13 protein-coding genes are annotated in these 12,586 nt (G+C 70.7%); 3 read left to right on the forward strand and 10 right to left on the reverse strand.

The annotated features are described in order from the left end of the window. The first annotated feature begins 90 nt into the window (after positions 1–90). Complete coding sequence (locus AB0B82_RS04055; RefSeq protein ID WP_360162226.1) at positions 91–2,121, forward strand: AAA family ATPase; 2,031 nt, start codon at positions 91–93, stop codon at positions 2,119–2,121. On the opposite strand, the gene AB0B82_RS04060 is transcribed toward AB0B82_RS04055, so the two are convergent. From AB0B82_RS04060 to hemE, 5 genes are read right to left on the reverse strand one after another with little or no spacing between them, the layout of a single operon-like run. Beyond that, positions 2,118–2,516 (reverse strand): VOC family protein, encoded by a 399-nt coding sequence (locus tag AB0B82_RS04060; RefSeq protein WP_360162228.1) that lies wholly within the window; start codon positions 2,514–2,516, stop codon positions 2,118–2,120. The two genes, AB0B82_RS04055 and AB0B82_RS04060, sit on opposite strands and share 4 nt — an antisense overlap. 24 nt (positions 2,517–2,540) lie before the next feature. Then, positions 2,541–3,239: a hydrogen peroxide-dependent heme synthase gene (gene hemQ, locus AB0B82_RS04065; protein ID WP_360162310.1), complete on the reverse strand. Its 699-nt coding sequence runs from the start codon at positions 3,237–3,239 to the stop codon at positions 2,541–2,543. After that, positions 3,233–4,642 (reverse strand): protoporphyrinogen oxidase, encoded by a 1,410-nt coding sequence (hemG, locus tag AB0B82_RS04070; RefSeq protein ID WP_360162231.1) that lies wholly within the window; start codon positions 4,640–4,642, stop codon positions 3,233–3,235. Before hemG ends, hemQ begins: the two co-directional genes overlap by 7 nt. Beyond that, positions 4,642–5,145, reverse strand: a complete 504-nt coding sequence (locus AB0B82_RS04075) for a GNAT family N-acetyltransferase (protein ID WP_360162233.1) — start codon at positions 5,143–5,145, stop codon at positions 4,642–4,644. The genes hemG and AB0B82_RS04075 overlap by 1 nt, the downstream gene beginning before the upstream one ends. After that, positions 5,132–6,181: a uroporphyrinogen decarboxylase gene (gene hemE / locus AB0B82_RS04080; RefSeq protein WP_360162235.1), complete on the reverse strand. Its 1,050-nt coding sequence runs from the start codon at positions 6,179–6,181 to the stop codon at positions 5,132–5,134. The genes AB0B82_RS04075 and hemE overlap by 14 nt, the downstream gene beginning before the upstream one ends. A gap of 132 nt (positions 6,182–6,313) precedes the next feature. Here hemE and AB0B82_RS04085 point away from each other — a divergent pair, with 132 nt between their 5' ends. Both AB0B82_RS04085 and AB0B82_RS04090 read left to right on the forward strand, forming a co-directional pair. After that, positions 6,314–6,916, forward strand: coding sequence for a DUF3000 domain-containing protein (locus tag AB0B82_RS04085; RefSeq protein ID WP_360162237.1), 603 nt, complete (start codon positions 6,314–6,316; stop codon positions 6,914–6,916). Further along, positions 6,913–8,175, forward strand: a complete 1,263-nt coding sequence (locus AB0B82_RS04090; RefSeq protein ID WP_360162239.1) for an HRDC domain-containing protein — start codon at positions 6,913–6,915, stop codon at positions 8,173–8,175. Before AB0B82_RS04085 ends, AB0B82_RS04090 begins: the two co-directional genes overlap by 4 nt. Positions 8,176–8,244: 69 nt before the next feature. Here the strand turns inward: AB0B82_RS04090 and AB0B82_RS04095 are convergent, their stop codons facing one another. The 5 genes from AB0B82_RS04095 to AB0B82_RS04115 form a co-directional block, all read right to left on the reverse strand. After that, positions 8,245–9,465 carry an MFS transporter gene (locus AB0B82_RS04095; protein ID WP_360162241.1) on the reverse strand — a complete coding sequence of 407 codons (1,221 nt, stop codon included), beginning with the start codon at positions 9,463–9,465 and terminating at the stop codon, positions 8,245–8,247. Then, a complete protein-coding gene (locus tag AB0B82_RS04100; RefSeq protein WP_360162243.1) occupies positions 9,462–10,055 on the reverse strand; it encodes a helix-turn-helix domain-containing protein in 594 nt (197 codons plus the stop codon). The genes AB0B82_RS04095 and AB0B82_RS04100 overlap by 4 nt, the downstream gene beginning before the upstream one ends. Before the next feature lie 659 nt (positions 10,056–10,714). Continuing rightward, positions 10,715–11,203 (reverse strand): glutathione peroxidase, encoded by a 489-nt coding sequence (locus AB0B82_RS04105; protein ID WP_360162312.1) that lies wholly within the window; start codon positions 11,201–11,203, stop codon positions 10,715–10,717. A 2-nt stretch (positions 11,204–11,205) separates the two neighbouring features. Beyond that, positions 11,206–11,877, reverse strand: a complete 672-nt coding sequence (locus tag AB0B82_RS04110; RefSeq protein WP_360162245.1) for a dienelactone hydrolase family protein — start codon at positions 11,875–11,877, stop codon at positions 11,206–11,208. After that, positions 11,874–12,563, reverse strand: coding sequence for a hypothetical protein (locus AB0B82_RS04115; protein ID WP_360162247.1), 690 nt, complete (start codon positions 12,561–12,563; stop codon positions 11,874–11,876). Before AB0B82_RS04115 ends, AB0B82_RS04110 begins: the two co-directional genes overlap by 4 nt. Positions 12,564–12,586 lie beyond the last annotated feature (23 nt).

Below are 12,586 nucleotides of genomic sequence, written 5' to 3' on the forward strand. Positions count from 1 at the left end.
CAACCCCGCCCAACCCCGCCTGACCTGCGCACCGGTCGCCCGGTCGAGTTCTAGACTGAGGCGTCCGGTGCAGGCAGGGGAAGGAGTTCGGTGGCTGACGACGTCCGTAGACCGCGGGTTCTCGATGTGCTGGCGGCGGAGGAGCCTTGGGAGGTGCCGGACGCGTGGGTGAGCCGGGTTCAAGGCCAGCTGAGAGCCTGGGCCGACGACCCCGAGGCGCTCCGGCCGCTGCGAGCGGACGCGTTCCCCGACTTCGTCAAGGGCACCCCGGCGGCGGTCTGGTTCACCCACCAGGTGGCGCCGCTGCTGACCGGGTGGATCCCGGTCCTGCACGGTGAGTACGCCGACCTCCCGGCCGAACTGACCCGCGAGTTCTACCGGCCGTCGGCGCGCCTCGGCGGCAACGGCCACGTGATCTACGTCGCCCCGACGGACTGGCAGCTACAGGCGATCGCCGGCGCGCGCGGGTTCCGCGAGCAGGGCCGCCGGCACGCACTGCACCTGTCCCGCAACGTCGTCAGCCTGTTCCTCGACGCGCCCCCGATGGCAGCCCGCGCCCAGGCGCTGACCGCGGCCTTCGACCGGGTCCTCGCGGACCGCGACCTCACCGAGCTGCACATCACCGGCGCGTACGACGACATCGCGAAGTACTGGCGCTCCGCGGCGCTGACGGACTCCGAACGCGCCGTCCTGCCGGAGTTGGCCGGCCCGACTGCCGCGCTGCGCTACTCGATCAACTCGGTGCGCGACACCCACGCACGGATGCTGATGCTCAGCCCGGACGAGTACGCCGGCGACTTCGCCCAGGTGCTGGCCGAGCTGATCCTCGCCACCGGCCTGCGCGGCATCCCGCAGTCGGTCGCGAACATCCTCGGCGACGCCGCGATCGACGTCCACAAGGCGCTCGAGGAGATCCACCCGGCGTTCTCGGTGCAGACCTGGCACGGACACGTCAACCAGTGGATGTCCCGCGCCATCCGCAACGGGCAGTCGGCGCTGGCTCGCTCGTGGGGCGCCGCGGCCGCGCGCGTCGGCGTACACCTGTCCGGGGTGCTCGCGAAGGGACCGTGGCCGGACAGCGAAGTGCCGGACCTGACCACGCTGTTCCGGATTCTCGACCGGGAGCGGTGGAGCACGATCGAGAGCCAAGCGGCCGCCCAGAACGAGGCGTCGCTGTCGGCCTCCTGGAAGAGCGTCAAGGACGACGAGCCCAAGGCACAGACCGAGGACGTGGCGCGGGACGAGTCGCTGCCCGAGCCGCTCGACTTCAGCAACGACCCGCTGGCCGAGCTCGACTCGCTGATCGGCCTGGAGTCGGTCAAGGACGCGGTCCGTCGGATGGTCGCCGAGGTGAAGACGAACGTGCGCCGCGAAGAGCTCGGCCTGCCTAGTCACGAGCGGGCGCGGCACATGGTGTTCGTCGGCAAGCCCGGTACGGCGAAGACCACGATCGCGCGACTGCTCAGCCGCATCTACCACCAGCTCGGCGTCCTGGAGAAGGGCCACGTGGTCGAGGTCGACCGCTCGGACCTGGTCGGTGCGTCCGTCGGTTCGACCGCGCCGATGACCGCGGCCAAGTTCCGCGAGGCGCTCGGCGGCGTGCTGTTCATCGACGAGGCGTACACGCTGACCCCGGAGAACACGCCCGGCGACTACGGCCTGGAAGCGGTCGCGACGATCCTGAAGATGATGGAGGACCACCGCAACGACTGCATCGTGATCGTGGCCGGGTACCACCGCGAGATGCAGCGCTTCATGGAGTCCAACACCGGTCTGGCGTCCCGATTCCCGAAGCTGCTGTCGTTCAGCGAGTACGACACCGACCAACTGGTGCAGATCTTCGAGCTGCAGGCCCGGCAGAAGGGCATGATCTACGGCGAGGAAGTGCTGGACAAGGTCCGCAGCGTGATCCCGCCGGCACCGCGCGGCCACAGCTTCGGCAACGGTCGTTTCATCCGGAACGTGCTCGAGGAGGCCATCTCCAACCAGGCCACCCGGCTGTCGGCGAGTGACCCGGACACGCTCACCGAGCGGGACCTGCGCGAGCTGATCCCGGCCGACGTCCGGCCGCCGACGTCGATGCGCGCCGAGGACTACCTGCTGCAGAAGCCCGGCACTTAGGCCGGGCCCGAGACCGGCATGGCGAGGGCCACCGGGTTGCCGTCGGGGTCGGCGAGGTACGCCTGCCGCTCACCCCACGGCATCGTGGCCGGCTCCTGCAGCACCCGGTACCCGGCCTCGCGGAAGCGCCCCACCTCGGCCTCGACATCGTCGACGTACACGAACAGCTCGAAGCGCGGCGCCGTACCGACGGTGATGCCGAGCTGCGCCTCCGGCCAGTTCACGTCGGACAGACCGAGCGACGCGTCGCCGCGGTCCATCCCGACGTAGTGCGGCTCACCCTCCAGCGGGAACTGGTACGTCGGTGCGTACCCGAGCAGCGTGTAGAAGGCGACGGACCGGCGGACGTCGGCGACGTACACCACCGGGAACGCCTTGCCCATGAGCGATGTCATTCCTGGCCCACCCCACCGCCCCGGTCAGACGAGATTGGCGATCAGGTCGCCGAGTTCGGTCCGCTTGCCGGTGTAGAACGGGACCTCCTCGCGGACGTGCCGCCGCGCGGTCGACGCCCGCAGATCACGCATCAGGTCGACGATCCGGTGCAGCTCGTCGGCCTCGAACGCCAGCATCCACTCGTAGTCGCCGAGCGCGAACGACGCCACCGTGTTGGCCCGCACGTCCGGGAAGCCACGGGCCATCTTGCCGTGCTCCGCGAGCATCGCCCGGCGCTCATCGTCCGGCAGCAGGTACCACTCGTACGACCGGACGAACGGGTACACGCAGACGTAGGTCCGCGGCTCCTCGTCGGCGAGGAAGGCCGGGATGTGGCTCTTGTTGAACTCGGCCGGCCGGTGCAGCGCGAACTGCGACCAGATCGGGACCAGGTGCCGGCCCAGGCGCGAGCGGCGCAGCGCGTGGTACGCCTGCTGCAGCGCGTCCGACGACGGCGCGTGCCACCAGATCATGAAGTCGGCGTCGGCCCGGAAGCCCTCCACGTCGTAGATCCCGCGGATCACCACGTCGTCGGCCGCGAGCTTGCCGACCAGCTCCTGGAGCTCCGCGGTCAGCTCGTCGCGGTTCGCGTCGCCGAGCGGCGTCTCGACCTTGAAGACCGACCACAGGGTGTAGCGGATGACGTTGTTGAGCTCACGGGCCTTCGGCTTACCAGTCACGATGTCATTGTCTCCAATGCGTTCAGGTGCTCCCGCACCCGGGTGGCCGCCCGGCCACCCGATGCCACACAGGCCGCGATCCCGACACCGCGGTACGCCGCTCCGCACACGGCCAGCCCCGGTACGCCGGACACCGCCGCCTCCACCCGGTCGACCCGATCCAGATGCCCGACGGCGTACTGCGGCAGGCCGCCGCCCCACCGGGTCACCAACGGCCCGACGATCTCCGCGTCCAGGCCGATCGCCTTGCGGAGGTCGGACACCGCCAGCTGCACGAGGTCCTCGTCGGAGCGCTGCAGCACGTACTCCTCGCCGAGCCGTCCGACCGAGGCGCGCAACACCGCCAGCTCTCCCCCGGCCTCCGCGGACCAGGCCCACTTCGCGTGCGAGTACGTCGACGCCTTGATCGTGCGGTCCTCCACGGACGGCACGAGGAACCCGGAGCCGGTCGCGGTCGCCGGCCAATCGCGTTTCCGGACCGCGAGCGTGACGATCGCCATGCTGGCGTACTCGATCGCCGCCAGCTCGGCCGCGGCCGCCGGCACCAGGTCCGCGAGCATCCGCCCCGCCGGCGTGGCCGGTACGGCGACCACGACCGCATCGGCCGTGAGCAGCGTCGGCGCCGGCACCGGTCCCGCCTCGAGCTCGAAGCCGTCGGCGGTGCGCGCGATCCGCCGTACGGCGAGTTTGGTGCGGATGTCGACGCCGCGAGCCACCAGGTCGGACTCCAGCGCCCCGATGAGCCGGTTGATGCCGCCGACGATGCCGGCGAACACCGGCTGACCGGCGCGCTGCTTGCCCAGGTCACGCAGCTCGGCGGTGGCGGCCAGCAGGCTCGGCGCGGTCCGCAGCTTCGCGTACAGGTCGGGGACCGCGGCGGCGAGGGAGATCTCCTCGGCCTTCCCGGCGTACACCCCGCCGAGCAGCGGATCGATCAGCTTGTCGGTCACCGCGGATCCCATCCGCTCGGCGACGAACCGCCCGATCGCGACATCCTCGGTCAGCGCGGGCGGCGGCAACTCGGCCTCGTGCGCGACCTGCTCCGCAGCCTCGGAGCCGAGGACGTCGGCGGTCGCCGACGGATCCACCGGGACACCCATCACGGTCGGCGGGATCGCGCGGATCCGGTCCCCGACCCACAGGCCGGCCGAGGTCGTCGCCGGATGCACCAGATCGTCGCCGAGGCCGACCGCCCGGATCAGGTCGACGGCCTCCGGACGCCGGGCCAGCACCGACTCCGCGCCCAGGTCGACCGGGACACCCTCGATCGCGTCACCGGCCAGCTTCCCACCGAGCCGTGGCGAGCCTTCGACCACCGTGAGATGTGGTGGGTTCGGGCCGGTCGCGAGCGCGTGCGCCGCTGCGAGTCCGCTGATCCCGCCGCCGACCACCACGACACGCTTCACTACTGCTCCTCCAAGCTCAATTCGTACCTCGTCCCCGGCCCGAACTCGGTGCTGCTGCTCCCGACCGGCCGGAAGCCCGCACGGGTGAGCACCGCCTGCGAGGCCGGGTTGCTGTCCGAAGCCCCGGCCTGCAGCCTGGTCAGCCCGTAGTCGCGCGCGAACTCGATCACCGCGCGCACCGCGGCCGATGCGAGCCCCTTGCCCGTCCACTTCTCGGCGATCCGGTAGCCCAGCTCGGCCGAGCCGTTCTCGAGATCGATCAGGTTCACCCGGCCGGCCACGGCGCCGGCGTCGTCGACCAGGACGTGGAAGCGGCAGATGCCGGTCTCCTGCTCGGCGAGCAGGGCGGCGTGCCGGATCGCGAAGTCGGTGAAGTACTGGTCGCCGCGGTCAGCGATCCAGGATGCGAAGAACGCGCGGTTGTCCCGCTCGAAGGCGAGGATCGCGTCCGCGTGGTCGGCGCGCATCGGCTCGACCGTCACCCCGTGGTCAGGCAGGTACATGGGCCGACTTCGCCTGGACGTACTTCACGATCCGGTGCAGGACGTCGGGGTCGGCGTCCGGCGGGACCCCGTGGCCGAGGTTGAAGATGTGCCCGGGCGCGGCCGTGCCTTCGGTGAGGATCCGGTCGATCTCGGGCGCGATCGCGTCCCAGCCGGCGAACAGCAGCGCCGGGTCGAGGTTGCCCTGCAGCGGCTTCGGGCCGGTCCGGCGCACCGCCTCGTCGAGCGGCACCCGCCAGTCGACCCCGACCACGTCGGCCCCGGCCGCGCTCATCAGCCCGAGCAGCTCGCCGGTGTTCACACCGAAGTGCACGCGCGGTACGCCGTACTGCCCGATCGCCTCGAAGACCTTCGCGGTGTGCGGCATCACGAACCGCTCGTAGTCGCGCAGCGACAGCCCACCGGCCCAGGAGTCGAACAGCTGGATCGCCGAGGCGCCCGCTTCGACCTGCACCGCCAGGTACGCGATCGCGACGTCGGCGAGCCGGTCGGCCAGCGCGTGCCACAGGTCCGGGTCGCGGTGCATCATCGCCTTGGTGCGGGCGAAGTCCTTGCTCGGGCCGCCCTCGACCAGGTACGACGCGACCGTGAACGGCGCACCGGCGAACCCGATCAACGGCGTACCGCCCAGCTCGGAGACCAGTTGTTGCACAGCATCAGTGGTGAACTGCACGTCACCCGGCGTCACCGGGCGGACCCTGGCGACGCCCGCCGCGTCCCGGACCGGATCGGCGACGACCGGGCCGACTCCGGGCTTGATCTCGACGTCGAAGCCGGCCGCGCGCAGTGGCAGCACGATGTCGGAGTAGAAGATCGCCGCGTCCACGCCGTAACGGCGGACCGGCTGCAGCGTTATCTCCACGACGAGATCGGGCCGCATGCAGGACTCGAGCATCGAGATGCCCTCCCGCGCCGCGCGGTACTCGGGCAGGGCCCGCCCGGCCTGCCGCATGAACCACACCGGGGTGTGCGGCACCGGCTGTCCCCGAGCAGCGAGCAGGTAGGCGGAGGACTCCAGAGCCGGCGGTCGTGTCACACAGCGATGATCCCACGCGGCCCCACCAGGCCCGACGGCGCGGTCGGCCGGTCGGGTGTAGGCGAGGCAATACGGACAGCTACCGGCGCGTCTTGACGCGCGGCGGTGAGTAATCGGTCGTAGGCTGCGGATATGGGTGCCCGCAAGCAGGTCGACGCGCCACCCGCGGAGTTCGCCGAGGCAGTCTCGCAGTTACGGGATGCCCGGTTCCGGCCCGAGGTATTCGTCGAGGAGATGCCCGCACCGCAGCGGATCGCACCGCATGCGGCCGCGGTCAGCGCCGACGTGACGGTCGACGGTGACGATGTCGCCACCGGCCGTCTGGTCGTCCTCTACGATCCGGCCGGGAACGACGCCTGGCAGTCGACCTTCCGCTGTGTCGCGTACGTGCGCGCCGCCGTCGAGCCGGAGATGGTGACCGACGCGCTGCTCGGTGGCGTGGGCTGGACGTGGCTGATGGAGGCCCTGGCCGACCGGGGTGCCGACTTCCTGGCCCCGAGCGGTACCGTCACCAGAGTGGTATCCGAAAGCTTCGGCGGAATGGCCGACGACGACGCGACGGCGGAGATCGAGATCCGCGCGTCCTGGAGCCCCGTGCCCGGACCCGGTGGACACGTGGACGTGACCCGGCACGCCGAAGCCTGGGGCGAAGTGCTGTGTACGGCGGCCGGGCTGCCGCCGGTTCCGCCGGGAGTGGTCGCGATGCCGACGCGGCGTGGACAGCGGGGCCGATGAGCCCAGCCGACACCCAGCAGCCGTCCGCACCGGACGACCCGACCGCTCACCTGCCCCTCCTGGAGCTTCGCGACGGGCTCTCCGCCGTCGTCGACTCCGACGCGGCCCTGACCGAGACCGTCGAGGCCTTCCGGTCCGGCGCGGGTCCGGTCGCGGTCGACGCCGAGCGCGCGTCCGGCTACCGCTACTCGCACCGGGCGTACCTGGTCCAGCTGCGCCGTGCGGGCTCCGGCTCCGCGCTGGTCGACCCGATCCCGTTCGGTGACCTGTCCGCGCTCGGCGACGCGATCGTGGACGCCGAGTGGATCATCCACGCCGCGAACCAGGACCTGGCCTGTCTGGCCGAGGTCGGCATGGTGCCGCGCAAGGTGTTCGACACCGAGCTGGCCGGCCGCCTGCTCGGGTACCCGAAGGTCGGCCTCGCGTCGCTGGTCAGCGAAGTGCTCGGCTACCGGATGCGCAAGGAGCACTCGGCCGCCGACTGGTCGACCCGGCCGCTCCCGGCGCCGTGGCTGGTGTACGCCGCGCTCGACGTCGAGATGCTGATCGAGCTGCGGAACGCGATCGAGCAGGAGCTGCGCCGCGAAGGCAAGTGGGAGTGGGCCGAGCAGGAGTTCGCAGCCATCCTCGACGCCCCGCCGCGGGAGCCGAAGCCGGACCCGTGGCGCCGTACCTCCGGCATGCACCGCGTCCGGAACCGCCGCAGCCTGGCCGTGGTCCGCGCGCTCTGGGAGGCCCGCGACCAGATCGCCGCGTCCGCCGACATCTCCCCCGGTCGGATCCTGCCGGACGCCGCGATCGTCGAGGCCGCGTCCGCGATGCCCACCGACCGGGACACGCTGCAGAAGCTGACCGCGTTCAAGGGCCGCGGCGCGCACCGCCACATGCGGGTCTGGTGGGAGGCGATCGACCACGCCCGCCGGCTGCCCGATTCCGAGCTGCCCAAGCAGGGCCCGCGGTACGACGGTCCGCCGCCGGCGCGCGCCTGGGCCGAGCGCGACCCCGACGCCGCCGCCCGCCTGGCCGCCGCGCGCGCCGCGGTCGCCGAGATCGCCGAGGCGCACCGCCTCCCCACCGAGAACCTGCTCGCCCCGGACACGATCCGCCGGCTGGCCTGGTCCCCGCCGCGGGACGTGAACGTCGAGGTCGTCACCTCGTTCCTCCGCGAGCACCACGCCCGCCCCTGGCAGATCGCCCTGACCGCCGAGGTCCTCACCGACGCGATGGACTCCGAGGCCGCGGTCAAACCGCTCGACTGATCACCACGGCACCGGCCCGGCGTCGTCGAAGAACCCGCCGCGCGGCCCTGTTCCGGACGGCGGCCGGCCTCAAGCCACTGGACTGACCAGCTCCTCGTCCTTGGTCAGGTCCTGGCGGATCTGGTCGCGCAGCGTCAGCACGATCTGGATCGCGCCGAGCATGATCACGGTCGCGATCACGACGAAGATCTGGCGGTAGCTGAGCAGGCTGACCAGCAGGCTGCCGAGCGCGAGCGAGATCGCCTGCGGCGTGGACAGCAGTACTTCGGCCGCCGTCGACACGCGACCGATCAGATGACCGGGTGAACGGCGCTGCATCAGTGTCGTGAACGAGACGAAGGTCCACGGCAGCCCGAGGCCGCAGACGGCCGCGCCGATCAGGACCACGGTGATCGTCGGCGCGATCACACAGATCACGGTCGCGACCGCGAGGACGACCAACCCCACCGTGCAGGTGGCAACCTCACCGAGCCGGCGGACGGCGCGGGACGCGGTCAGTCCTCCCAGGATGGCGCCCACGCCCTGGCAGGTCACGAACACGCCGGAGAACGTCGGCGGCCTGTCGAAGGCGTCCAGCAAGGCATAGATCGACGACTCGAAGAAGCCGATCACCAGGATCGAGATCGCCAGCCCGGCGAGCACATGACGCAGGACGCGCTCGCCGGCCAGGAAGCGCACGCCGCCCAGGACGTCCTCGCGGAACGTGCTCTGCACCGCGACCCGCTCCTCATGCACCTTGAGTGTCGCGATCAACAGCCCCGCGAGTGCGAACGTGACCGCGTCGATCACCGCCACCAGCCACCCGCCCGCCGTCGCGAACAACGCCGCACCGACCAACGGCCCGAACAGGCGGTACCCCTCCTTGATCGTGGCGAGGCCGGAGTTCGCGTCGACCAGCAGGTCCTCCGGAAGCAGTTCCTTCAGCAGGCCGTTGACGGCCGCGGGCAGGACGACGAACGACACGCCGTACAGGAACGCGACGACCCAGATCAGCCACACGTCGCCGGCATCGCGGACGAGGACGAGGGGCAGTACGGCGAGCGCGCTGGCGAAGTTGCCCCAGACCAGGATCCCCTTGCGGGGCAGCCGATCCACCCACACACCGAGCAGCGGCGCGCCGAGCGCGGGCAGCACCATGAAGAAGAACGTCAGGCCGGCTTGTGCGTTCGATCCGGTGAGTGTCTTCACCCACATGCTGAGCACGAGCAGCATGATCGAGTCGCCGAGCATCGACGTACTCAGGCCGGCGAACAACCGCGGGAAGCCGGGCTGCGCGAAGAGCTTCCTCATGCCGGATCGACCCCCGGGAAGGACACCGGGACACCCCAGGCGACGAACTCACACAGCCGCGCGCCCGGTGGCCGCTGCTCGGGGTCGGTCAGGCGGTCCATGTGGCGCTCGAGCACCGCCTTGATCTCGTCGTTCATCTGCCGGAGCTCGTCGGCCGTCAGCCAGGCGACGGTCTGCGAGCCGGTGTGTGTCGCCCGCCGCCACTCCTCGGGCTGCTCCGGCGTCCGCCGCTCCGACTCGCGCAGCCGGTCCAGCGCGCGGCCGAGCATGACCTCCGACAGCGCTTCGGCGGCGCGGCGCTCGTCGACCGAGGCCGTTCCGTCGTGATCGTCCCAGGTGAACCCGATGCTCGGCACGCGCCACGGGCGCTGCCGGCCTTTCCCGCCCTCCGCCTCCTCCACGAAGCCGTGCTGCGCGAGCTTGCGGAGATGCCACGAACAGTTCGCCGGCGTCTCGTCGAGCCGATCGGCCAGCTCGGTCGCGGTCAACGGGCCGCTGAGGGTGAGCTGCTCGATGATCGCCATCCGGACCGGATGGGCCAGGGCGCTGAGTTCCCGCGGGTCACTGAGCCGGCGGTGGGGCGTGGACATGCATCGAAACTACCCTTTCGAAAGGATCGTTGCAACACCTCGCAGAGGAAACCCGGCTCCCGTGGGGGCACGGGGGCGATGGGCGCGGCGGGGTTGCGCGCGCCCGCATCTGTGGGGGTTTTTCCCGCGCACGGCGGACAAAGGCCTCCACCGTCGTGCCGAAAACTCTCCTAAGAGGCAAGGGGCGAGGCAGACCGCTTGCTGCCCGGGTCTCCTGGGCACCGCGGCCGTGCCGGATCGTACGGGCCAACTTTCGGCGCCCGCGCTGAACGAAGGTGCTGAACGAAGGTGCTGAACGAAGGTGCTGAACGAAGGTGCTGAACGACCGTGCTGAACGACCGTGCTGAACGCCGCCCGCGTCCCCGCACGGTGGGTTCACCCATCGTGTTGTGGGTTCCTGACCCATGTGAAGGGTGCGGAACCCACAACACCGTGGGTGAACCCACCGTGCGGCGGAAACCCGCAACCCCCTACGACCACACCACACCACACGACACCACACGACACCGCGACACCGCGACACGGCGTACGAGCCGGGCTGGACACGGAAGCTTGCGCAGGTTGAGGTGAGTGTGGACAGGTTATTGCTTGTCCAAGGTCCCGGGCGGGTATGCACGGCCCCGGATAGGTGCTCGCGGTCCCATGGGGCCGCCCTCAGGTCAGGCCGGGAGCTGCGCCTCGATCGCGGTGACGACCTCGTCCGACTCCGGCTCGGTGCGCGGGCGGAAGCGCGCGGCGACGGTCCCTTCCGGCGTGAGCAGGAACTTCTCGAAGTTCCACTGGATGTCTCCGGCCTCGCCGTCGGCATCGGGGGTCTGGGTGAGCTCGGCGTACAGCGGGTGCCGGCCCTCGCCGTTCACCTCGAGCTTGTCCAGCATCGGGAAGGTCACGCCGTACGTCGTGGAGCAGAACGTCTCGATCTCCTCGGCCGACCCGGGCTCCTGGCCGCCGAACTGGTTGCACGGCGCGCCCAGCACGGTGAAGCCGCGCGAGGCGTACTTCTTCTGCAGGTTCTCGAGGCCTTCGTACTGCGGGGTCAGGCCGCACTTCGACGCGACGTTCACGACGAGGACCGCCTTGCCCTTGTACTCGCCGAGGGAGGTCGGCGCGCCGGACAGGGTGGTCAGCGGAATGTCGTACAGGCTCATGCTCATCCTTGGGAGGTTGGGAGGTGACGGGCAAGAAAGTCTTCGGTACGGCGCCACGCCAGCGCGGACGCCTCCGCGTTGTGGAAGGCCGGCAACGGGTTGTCGAACGCGTGCCCGGCGCTGTCGTAGCGGTAGATCTCGGCACCGTCCAACGCGGGCACGATCGAGTCCACGTCCAGGAACGCGTCGTCGTTACCGAAGTGGTGCAGGGTGGTCGCGGTCACCTTTGGCGCGAGCTCGAGCAGCCGCGGCAACGCCGAGCCGTAGTAGCTCACCAGCACGTCCGGCGACGAGACCGCGGCCACGTTGAAGCCGAGCCCGCCACCGAAGCAGAACCCGAGCATGCCGGCCCCTCCCCCGCGGGCCCGCAGGTAGTCGAGCGCCGCGACGCCGTCGGCAACCGCCTGGTCCCAGTCGAGCCGGCCGACGATCGACATGGCGCGATCGAGCAGGTCAGGCGCGGACTCGTCCAGCTCGGTGTCGTCCAGGCGCCAGTAGATCTCCGGCGCGATCACGTAGTACCCGAGTGCGTGGAGATCCGCCGCGCGCTGCCTGATGTAGTCGGAGACCCCGAAGATCTCCTGCAGCAGGAGGACGCCCGGCGCGCCGGAATCGACGGACCCCCACTCGTGAATCGGTAGCGAACCTGACCCGGTGTCGATCTCCAACGTCACACGGGGAAGCGTACCCGCGCGGACTCCGGCTGCGTGGGCTGCGGCGGTGTGAGCTTCTGATCAGGATCGGGCATCCAGGCCTTGGTCTCGGCGATCGCGTCGACGAGCAGGTGGTGCAGGCGGTCGTCCGGGTCGGGGATGCACGCCTGCGAGATACCCTCGACGGCACACGACACCGCACGCGGTGCGGTCCGGCGGGCGAAGTCCGGGTGCGAACGCCGCGCACGCGCGGTGAACGACCGTGCCCACTTGGTGGCCGATGGCACCGACTCCAAGACGGCGAGCGACTCCGGCTGGATGTCGTTCAGCGGCCTGCCGTCGAGCGCAGCCAACTGCTTCTCCCCCACCAGCAGGGCGACGGCCAGGATGTACTGGCGTTCCTGCGAGACGACCGGGAGCGCGTGCTGGATGCAGCGCGCGGTCACCCGGGGCACGACGTGCGGATCGTCCGGTGTCAGCCCGATCACCGACGGGATCAGCGGCGCCAGGCGGGAGCGCCCGGCATCGGTCGTGCAGTCGTTGACGTCGCGGGCGACGCCGGCCAGCAGCGGATGCGTGCAGGCCGGATGGTCCGACCACGGCTCACCCGCCAGGTAGGACGCGAACTCCATGAAACAGGCGCCCTTGCGCGGATTGCGATGTTTCCCCCGGCTGAGGACCGGTACGGCCAGATCAAAATTGTTCATGGAACAACTCCAGTAACGCGGAC

Source organism: Kribbella sp. NPDC048915, from assembly GCF_040649595.1.
Lineage (GTDB): Bacteria > Actinomycetota > Actinomycetes > Propionibacteriales > Kribbellaceae > Kribbella.

Excerpts from the sequence above, each read along its gene's own strand:
- AB0B82_RS04115 (WP_360162247.1), bottom strand. The coding sequence starts at position 12,563 with ATGAACAATTTTGATCTGGCCGTACCGGTCCTCAGCCGGGGGAAACAT.
- AB0B82_RS04095 (WP_360162241.1), bottom strand. The coding sequence starts at position 9,465 with ATGAGGAAGCTCTTCGCGCAGCCCGGCTTCCCGCGGTTGTTCGCCGGC.
- AB0B82_RS04105 (WP_360162312.1), bottom strand. The coding sequence starts at position 11,203 with ATGAGCCTGTACGACATTCCGCTGACCACCCTGTCCGGCGCGCCGACC.
- AB0B82_RS04100 (WP_360162243.1), bottom strand. The coding sequence starts at position 10,055 with ATGTCCACGCCCCACCGCCGGCTCAGTGACCCGCGGGAACTCAGCGCC.
- AB0B82_RS04085 (WP_360162237.1), top strand. The coding sequence starts at position 6,314 with ATGGGTGCCCGCAAGCAGGTCGACGCGCCACCCGCGGAGTTCGCCGAG.
- AB0B82_RS04075 (WP_360162233.1), bottom strand. The coding sequence starts at position 5,145 with ATGTACCTGCCTGACCACGGGGTGACGGTCGAGCCGATGCGCGCCGAC.
- AB0B82_RS04060 (WP_360162228.1), bottom strand. The coding sequence starts at position 2,516 with ATGACATCGCTCATGGGCAAGGCGTTCCCGGTGGTGTACGTCGCCGAC.
- AB0B82_RS04090 (WP_360162239.1), top strand. The coding sequence starts at position 6,913 with ATGAGCCCAGCCGACACCCAGCAGCCGTCCGCACCGGACGACCCGACC.